Source organism: Bacillus sp. bc15, from assembly GCF_900142585.1.
GTDB lineage: Bacteria > Bacillota > Bacilli > Bacillales > Bacillaceae_G > Bacillus_A > Bacillus_A cereus.
Map to the genome: position 1 here is coordinate 320,156 of NZ_FRBJ01000005.1, position 7,178 is coordinate 327,333.

Below are 7,178 nucleotides of genomic sequence, written 5' to 3' on the forward strand. Positions count from 1 at the left end.
GGAGAAGTTCTTCTCCCTATACTTACTATATAAGTGAGGTGCTTGAAATGGACGGTTTTGATAAAACAATGAAGTTTAGCATTCAAGATGAAAAACAGAGTGTCCATGTAAATGATGTACTTTTAACTGTGTATGATGCACTTCAAGAAAAAGGCTATAATCCGATTAACCAAATCGTCGGTTATTTATTAAGTGGAGACCCAGCATACATACCTCGCCATAAAGATGCACGTAGCATCGTTCGCAAGCTTGAACGTGATGAGATTATTGAAGAGCTTGTGAAGTCTTACTTGAAACATCATCGTGAGGAGTAGTTTATGCGGATATTAGGTTTAGATGTAGGTACAAAAACAGTCGGAGTTGCAATTAGCGACGAAATGGGCTGGACAGCACAAGGATTAGAAACAATTAAGATTAACGAAGAACGAGGTCACTTTGGTTTTGATCGTATTTCTGAGTTAGTAAAGCAGTACAATGTGGATAAAATAGTAGTAGGTTTACCTAAAAATATGAATGGTACAATTGGCCCACGTGGTGAAGCGTGCCAACAATTTGCAGAAAACCTACGAGAGCTGTTACAATTAGACGTTGTAATGTGGGACGAGCGTTTGTCAACGATGGCAGCGGAACGTCTACTCATTTCAGCTGATGTAAGTCGTAAGAAGCGAAAACAAGTAATCGATAAGATGGCTGCAGTCGTAATCTTACAAGGATTTTTAGATAGTAAATAAGAGGTGACCAAAATGGAAGAAAATCAAATTACAATTGTAGACGAAAAAGGTAACGAACATTTATGTGAAATTATTTTCACTTTTGATGCTGAAAAATTTGGTAAAAAATCATATGTAGTCTTCTCTCCAATCGGTGAAGTAGACGAAGATGGAGACCCAATTTATGATGCAATGGCTTATGAGCAAAATGAAGAAGAGGGCGGAAGCTTACTTCCAATCGAATCTGAAGAAGAGTGGGAAATGGTACAAGAAATGTTCAACACTCTTGCTGATGAGCAAGAAGCTGAATAATAAGTACTGAAAAGATGGACGACATACAGTCCATCTTTTTTTGTATTTATATGTAAAATGAAAGATTTTTTGTCGAAACTGTGTAAGTCTTTGTAGTATAATGAGACGGATTGTAGAAAAATAAAGTGTCTATTAAAAAAGATAAGTGAATTTGTTGCGTTTTTACATCGTGCTGTATAGAAAGGTGTACATACGGTCTACAATTAAGTAAGGAGGAAATGTTTTGATAGAGAATCAAGTGAAAAAGAAGCGTAGACGCATCTTTTTATTTTCGATTATTGCACTGCTTTTAGTTTGTGGTTCAGTCTATGCGTATATTTCATCCGCATTAGGACCAGTTGATAGCGGGAATAAAAAAGAGATTGAAGTAGAAATTCCGAAAGGATCATCTACAAGTAAAATTGGAGAAATTTTAGAAGAAAAAGGCGCTGTAAAAAACGGTACAGTTTTTAGTTTTTATACAAAGGCTAAATCGAAAAGTTTACAAGCAGGTACATATTTATTAAACCCTTCAATGAATGCTGAAGATGTAATCGAACAAATGTCATCTGGCAACGTGCATCGTCCAGCTCTTTATAAAGTGACGATTAAAGAAGGGGCGCAAGTAACTGAAATTGCAGAAACGATTGCGACAGAACTAAAGTGGAATAAAGATGATGTTACGCGTCAATTAAACGATAAAGCATTTATTCAAAAAATGCAGCAAAAGTATCCGAAGTTATTAACGGATAAAATCTTTGATAGTAATATTAAATACCCATTAGAAGGTTATTTATATCCTGCAACGTATTCGTTTTATAAGAAAGATACAACGTTAGAAGAAATTGTAATTCCGATGCTTGAGAAAACAAATGCAATCATTGTTCAAAATGAGGCGAAAATGAAAGCGAAGAATTGGGATGTTCATCAGCTTTTAACATTATCTTCACTTATTGAAGAAGAGGCAACTGGTTTTACAGATCGTCAAAAGATCGCTAGTGTCTTTTATAATCGTTTAGCAAAAGGTATGCCGCTTCAAACGGATCCAACGGTATTATATGCACTTGGAAAACATAAACAACGTGTATTATACGAAGATTTAAAGGTCAACTCACCGTACAATACGTATGTTGTAAAAGGATTGCCGGTAGGGCCGATCGCAAACTCTGGTAAACATTCAGTGGAAGCTGCGTTAGAACCTGCGCAAACAGATTATTATTATTTCTTAGCTGCACCAAGTGGTGAAGTGTACTATGCGAAAACATTAGAAGAGCATAATGCATTAAAGCAAAAATACATTACGAAAAAACAGTGAAATGGGGAGGGATAGCGAAAAAAGTCGCACATCCCTCTTTTTTGTGGTAAAATATATCGGGTTAAAAACTGGCAGAAGAATCGTTTTTAATATCAAAACGGGACGTACAAGCTAAGGGTAAAGCTGGCTTGTATTTTTATTGCATTCTATGTGGGAAAAGACGTCATAGAGGCACTTCTCCATGTAAATAAGGAGGACCATTTATGGAGGATGCAGTTAACGAGTACCTATTATCATTTATTGATCCGAAAGATAAATTAATTCTTGAAATGGAAGAATATGCAACAGAAAATCATGTGCCGATTATGGATCGACTTGGAATGGAATTTATGCTGCAATTTTTACGTTTAATTGGACCGAAAAGCATTTTAGAACTTGGAACAGCAATCGGTTATTCTAGTATTCGTATGATGCAAGCTATTCCAAATTCACGTATTGTGACAGTTGAGCGCAATCGTGAGCGATATGAAAAAGCACTTGAATATATAGAACGTTCCCCAGTAACAGATCGTATTTCAGTTATTTACGGTGATGCGTTAGAGACAGGTGAACAAGTAAAAGAACACGGGACATTTGACGTTATTTTTATTGATGCAGCAAAAGGACAGTATCGTCGCTTTTTTGACTTATATGAACCGTTATTAAATCCTGGTGGCGTAATTATTTCAGATAATGTTATGTACCATGGTCTTGTAACGACAAAAGAGAAGATTGAAAACAGACGTACACGTGGTTTAATCCGTCGTATTAAGACGTACAATGAGTGGCTTATGAACCATGAAGGATATGATACAACGATTTTCCCAATTGGTGATGGAGTAGCTGTTAGTAAAAAGAGAGGGTGACCAAGGTATGAAGAAACCTGAATTGTTAGTAACGCCAAGAGCGGTGGCGGATATCGAACTTCTTGCGAAAGCAGGAGCAGATGCGGTAATGATCGGTGAGCAAAAGTTTGGTTTACGTTTAGCAGGGGAGTTTTCACGTGAAGATGTAAAACAAACTGTGAAGATTGCGCATGAAAATGGTGTGAAAGTATACGTAGCAATGAACGCTATGTTCCACAACGATAAAGTAGAAGAATTAACAGATTACGTTTCATTTTTAAATGAAGTAAATGTAGATGCAATTGTTTTCGGAGATCCAGCAGTATTAATGGCTGTTCGCGAAGTAGCGCCAAATATGCAGTTGCACTGGAATACAGAAACGACAGCAACGAATTGGTTCACTTGTAATTACTGGGGCCAAAGAGGAGCGAAGCGTGCTGTATTAGCTCGTGAGCTGAGCTTAGATGAAATTGTTGATTTAAAAGAAAATGCTGAAGTGGAACTAGAAGTACAAATTCACGGTATGACTTGTATGTTCCAATCGAAGCGTTCATTAGTAGGAAACTACTTTGAGTATCAAGGACGTAATCTTGACGTTGAAAAGAAAAAATATGAAGAGAATATGTTCTTATATGACCCAGAGCGTAATAATAAATATCCAATCTATGAAGATGAAAATGGTACTCATATTATGAGTCCGAACGATATTTGTTTCATCGATGAATTAGAGGAACTAATCGAAGCTGAAGTTGACAGCTTAAAAATCGATGGTGTACTAAAAAGTTCTGAATACATTATTGAAGTAACGAAGAAATATCGTCAAGCGATTGATTTATGCGTAGAAGATCGTGATGCGTATTATGACGTGAAAGATGCTCTATATAAAGAAATAGAAGAAATGCAACCAGTAAATCGTCCGTTAGACACAGGATTCTTCTTTAAAGAAACGGTTTACTAAACGAGGAGGGTGTAGGAAATGACTGTACAAGAAATTTCACGAGTGATCGATGGCAAGCGCGTTATTGTGAAGAAACCTGAACTGTTAATCCCTGCGGGTAACTTAGAAAAATTAAAAGTAGCTATCCATTATGGGGCAGATGCTGTATATTTAGGTGGACAAGAATTTGGTCTTCGTTCGAATGCAGGTAACTTTACGCTGGAAGATATGGCAGAAGGCGTTGAATTTGCAAAGAAATATGGAGCGAAAATATATGTAACAACAAATATTTTCGCACATAATGAAAATATGGACGGGCTAGAGGAATATTTAAAAGGGATTGAAAAAGCTGGCGTAACGGGAATTATCGTTGCTGATCCGCTTATCATTGAGACGTGTAAACGTGTAGCGCCTTCTGTTGAGGTGCATTTAAGCACACAGCAATCACTATCCAACTGGAAAGCAGCACAGTATTGGAAAGAAGAAGGTTTACATCGTCTTGTATTAGCTCGTGAAGCAAGCTATGAAGAAATGAAAGAAATTAAAGACAAAGTGGATATTGAAATTGAAGCATTCGTCCATGGTGCAATGTGTATCGCATATTCAGGAAGATGTACACTAAGTAACCATATGACAGCGCGTGACTCTAATCGTGGCGGTTGTTGCCAATCTTGCCGCTGGGATTATGATTTAGTTCAAACAGTATCACAACATAAAGATGCAAAAGAGCTTCCTCTATTCCAAGAAGAAGATGCTCACTTTGCGATGAGTCCAAAAGATTTAAATTTAATTTTATCAATTCCGAAAATGATTGAAATTGGAATCGATAGTTTAAAGGTAGAAGGACGTATGAAATCAATCCATTACGTAGCGACTGTAGCAACTGTATATCGTAAAGTAATTGATGCTTATTGTGCGGATCCGGATAACTTTGAGTTTAAACAAGAATGGTTAGATGAGCTTGATAAATGTGCAAATCGTGATACAGCTCCTGCATTCTTTGAAGGGGTTCCAGGACATCAAGAGCAAATGTTTGGAAATCATAGTAAGAAAACAACGTATGATTTTGCTGGTTTAGTGTTAGATTATAATGAAGAAACGGGCATCGTAACGCTTGAGCAACGTAATCATTTCAAACCAGGACATGAAGTGGAGTTCTTTGGACCAGAAATAGAAAACTTTACGCAGACGGTGGAGAAAATTTGGGATGAGGATGGAAACGAATTAGATGCAGCGAGACATCCGTTGCAAATCGTGAAATTCAAAGTGGATCAACCAGTGTATGTGAATAATATGATGCGCAAAAGCATACTTCAATAAGAAAGAGTGGTAGTCGAATGGGGACGAATAAGCCTGTTGTAATTGGAATCGCTGGTGGTTCAGGATCAGGAAAAACAAGTGTAACGAAAGCGATTTTTGACCATTTTAAAGGTCATTCCATTTTAATCTTGGAGCAAGATTATTATTACAAAGATCAAAGCCATTTACCAATGGAAGAGCGTTTAAAAACAAATTATGATCATCCGCTTGCGTTTGATAATGATCTGTTAATTGAACATTTGCAGCAGTTGCTTGCATATGAGCAAATTGATAAGCCTGTATATGACTATACATTGCATACGCGTTCAGAAGAAATTATTCCAGTTGAGCCGAAAGATGTAATTATTTTAGAAGGAATTCTTATTTTAGAAGACCCACGTCTTTGTGAGTTGATGGACATTAAGTTATTTGTTGATACAGATGCTGACCTTCGTATTCTGCGCCGCATGCAGCGTGATATTAAAGAGCGCGGTCGTACGATGGATTCAGTTATTGATCAGTACGTAACTGTTGTACGTCCAATGCACAATCAATTTATTGAGCCTTCTAAGAAGTTTGCGGATATTATTATCCCTGAAGGTGGACAAAACCATGTTGCAATTGATATTATGGTGACAAAAATTGCAACAATTCTTGAACAAAAAGTAAATTTGTAATAGCATAGTAAAAGATATACGGTAGGAAGGGATTTTTTCCCTTCCCATCGAATACAATGAAACATGCAACCTCATCTATATATAGGTGAGGGCATATTTATATCAACTTTCCATACATATCTTCTTTATATAAAGAAGAATTGGAAATACGGGGTTGTATGTGACAACTCCGCTAGTGCAAGGGTACTAGAAACCTCCGCTAACAATGGAAGCGGAGGAGTTTTCATATGGAACTCCTCTTTTTTTCGGGGGATTGGTATATAAAAGGAGTGGAAAATATGTCAACAGAAAAAACATACCCTATGACGCAAGAGGGTAAGCAAAAACTAGAGAACGAACTTGAGCAATTAAAAACAGTAAGACGTAAAGAAGTAGTGGAACGTATTAAAATCGCACGTAGCTTCGGGGACCTTTCTGAGAACTCTGAGTACGATGCAGCAAAAGATGAGCAAGCGTTCGTAGAAGGACGTATTACACAATTAGAAAATATGATTCGTAACGCAGTTATCATTAAAGATAATGGCGAAGTATCTACTGTTGTTACATTAGGTAAAACAGTAACATTTAAAGAATTACCAAATGGAGATGAAGAAGCGTACACAATCGTAGGTAGTGCGGAAGCTGATCCATTTGAAGGAAGAATTTCTAACGATTCTCCAATCGCAAAAAGCTTATTAGGTAAGCAAATTGGTGAGAAAGTAACAATCCAAACACCAGGCGGAGAAATGCAAGTAGAGATTGTCTCTGTAAAATAATAAAAAAATCACTCGTGTAAAAACGAGTGATTTTTTTCAGGCTGTGGAGAAAGTCTTCTCCACAGCCTGTTTTTGTGTCTGAACCTCTTTTTATGTGTCAACACTGATAAAAAAGAGGAAAAGGAGAGAGTTTTTATGATGGGTGCTTTAAAAAATCATCGTGATGAACGTGTATCTGTTTCTGTAGAAGAGTTGGTTCCACAAGATCATTTCCTTCGTGCGATTGAAGCGACAATTAGTTTTGATTTTATTGAAGAGAAATTACGCCCTTATTACTGTGAAAACAATGGACGTCCGTCAATCCATCCTATCGTTTTATTTAAAATGATGTTTATTGGATATTTTTACGGTATTCGTTCGGAGCGTCAAT

Annotated in this window: 10 protein-coding genes; all 10 read left to right on the top strand. The window is 36.9% G+C overall.

Annotation, left to right across the window (positions count from 1 at the left end):
- Nucleotides 1-47 precede the first annotated feature (47 nt).
- Nucleotides 48-314: an IreB family regulatory phosphoprotein gene (locus BUA87_RS19120; protein ID WP_000348591.1), complete on the top strand. Its 267-nt coding sequence runs from the start codon at nt 48-50 to the stop codon at nt 312-314.
- 3 nt (nt 315-317) lie between these two features.
- Entirely contained in the window at nt 318-731 is a 414-nt protein-coding gene (gene ruvX, locus BUA87_RS19125; protein ID WP_001221193.1) for a Holliday junction resolvase RuvX, read from the top strand.
- 12 nt (nt 732-743) lie between these two features.
- On the top strand, nt 744-1,022 hold the full coding sequence (locus BUA87_RS19130) for a DUF1292 domain-containing protein (protein ID WP_000392245.1): 279 nt from the start codon (nt 744-746) through the stop codon (nt 1,020-1,022).
- A gap of 223 nt (nt 1,023-1,245) precedes the next feature.
- A complete protein-coding gene (gene mltG / locus BUA87_RS19135) occupies nt 1,246-2,316 on the top strand; it encodes an endolytic transglycosylase MltG (RefSeq protein WP_000572135.1) in 1,071 nt (356 codons plus the stop codon).
- A gap of 203 nt (nt 2,317-2,519) precedes the next feature.
- Nucleotides 2,520-3,161, top strand: a complete 642-nt coding sequence (locus tag BUA87_RS19140) for an O-methyltransferase (RefSeq protein WP_000389102.1) — start codon at nt 2,520-2,522, stop codon at nt 3,159-3,161.
- A gap of 7 nt (nt 3,162-3,168) precedes the next feature.
- A complete protein-coding gene (locus BUA87_RS19145) occupies nt 3,169-4,098 on the top strand; it encodes a peptidase U32 family protein (protein WP_000742795.1) in 930 nt (309 codons plus the stop codon).
- Between the two features lie 18 nt (nt 4,099-4,116).
- The gene (locus tag BUA87_RS19150) at nt 4,117-5,397 is read left to right on the top strand and encodes a peptidase U32 family protein (protein ID WP_000217961.1); all 1,281 of its coding nucleotides are present in this window, start codon (nt 4,117-4,119) and stop codon (nt 5,395-5,397) included.
- A 17-nt stretch (nt 5,398-5,414) separates the two neighbouring features.
- Complete coding sequence (gene udk, locus BUA87_RS19155) at nt 5,415-6,053, top strand: uridine kinase (RefSeq protein WP_000537080.1); 639 nt, start codon at nt 5,415-5,417, stop codon at nt 6,051-6,053.
- Between the two features lie 278 nt (nt 6,054-6,331).
- Nucleotides 6,332-6,808, top strand: coding sequence for a transcription elongation factor GreA (gene greA / locus BUA87_RS19160; protein ID WP_014894880.1), 477 nt, complete (start codon nt 6,332-6,334; stop codon nt 6,806-6,808).
- A gap of 135 nt (nt 6,809-6,943) precedes the next feature.
- The coding region (locus tag BUA87_RS19165) for an IS1182 family transposase (protein ID WP_083530670.1) at nt 6,944-7,178 on the top strand (235 nt) is incomplete at its 3' end.